We start from the raw sequence: 769 nt of genomic DNA on the forward strand, positions 1-769 counted from the left end.
ATATAGCTCTTAAATTGACGAAGCTTGCGCTTCATTCAAAAATTGTAAAACTTTTTTTGCCTCATCGTTCAGTTTTCAAAGTTCGTCTGTAAAAAGTAAAATTGGTGGAGCCTAGCGGGATCGAACCGCTGACCTCCTGCGTGCAAGGCAGGCGCTCTCCCAGCTGAGCTAAGGCCCCATATAAGTGATGATGGTCGGGAAGACAGGATTCGAACCTGCGACCCCTTGGTCCCAAACCAAGTGCTCTACCAAGCTGAGCTACTTCCCGTCAAAAATGGTGCACCCTGAGAGATTCGAACTCCCGGCCTTTAGATTCGTAGTCTAACGCTCTATCCAGCTGAGCTAAGGGTGCGAGACGAATAATCATCATGGGAAAATATTAATGGTACCGAGGGCCGGACTTGAACCGGCACGAGGAAACCCTCGCAGGATTTTAAGTCCTGTGCGTCTACCAATTCCGCCACCCCGGCAAGGTATAATTTCTAGCGGTAGACTTTTTAAAAAGATCAAATGGTGCCGGCGAAAGGATTCGAACCCTCGACCCTCTGATTACAAGTCAGATGCTCTACCAACTGAGCTACACCGGCAAGTGTAAATGGTGGAGGATGACGGGATCGAACCGCCGACCCCCTGCTTGTAAGGCAGGTGCTCTCCCAGCTGAGCTAATCCTCCAATATGTAGCCTGGCAACGTCCTATCCTCACAGGGGGAGATCCCCCAACTACTTTCGGCGCTGAGACGCTTAACTTCCGTGTTCGGCATGGGAACGG

Annotated in this window: 6 tRNA genes and 1 rRNA gene; all 7 read right to left on the minus strand. The window is 50.6% G+C overall.

The features are described from left to right. Positions 1 to 102 precede the first annotated feature (102 nt). Positions 103 to 178: transfer RNA gene (locus KNO98_RS14595), tRNA-Ala, on the minus strand. Between the two features lie 13 nt (positions 179 to 191). Then, positions 192 to 268, minus strand: a tRNA-Pro gene (locus KNO98_RS14600). A gap of 7 nt (positions 269 to 275) precedes the next feature. Beyond that, positions 276 to 352: transfer RNA gene (locus KNO98_RS14605), tRNA-Arg, on the minus strand. A gap of 31 nt (positions 353 to 383) precedes the next feature. After that, positions 384 to 470: transfer RNA gene (locus KNO98_RS14610), tRNA-Leu, on the minus strand. 41 nt (positions 471 to 511) lie between these two features. Continuing rightward, positions 512 to 587, minus strand: a tRNA-Thr gene (locus tag KNO98_RS14615). Positions 588 to 596: 9 nt separating this feature from the next. Further along, positions 597 to 672 (minus strand) — tRNA-Val (locus tag KNO98_RS14620). A gap of 8 nt (positions 673 to 680) precedes the next feature. Then, a 5S ribosomal RNA gene (gene rrf, locus KNO98_RS14625) occupies positions 681 to 769 on the minus strand; the annotation flags it as partial.

The organism is Exiguobacterium sp. s57 (assembly GCF_018617685.1).
Lineage (GTDB): Bacteria > Bacillota > Bacilli > Exiguobacteriales > Exiguobacteriaceae > Exiguobacterium > Exiguobacterium marinum.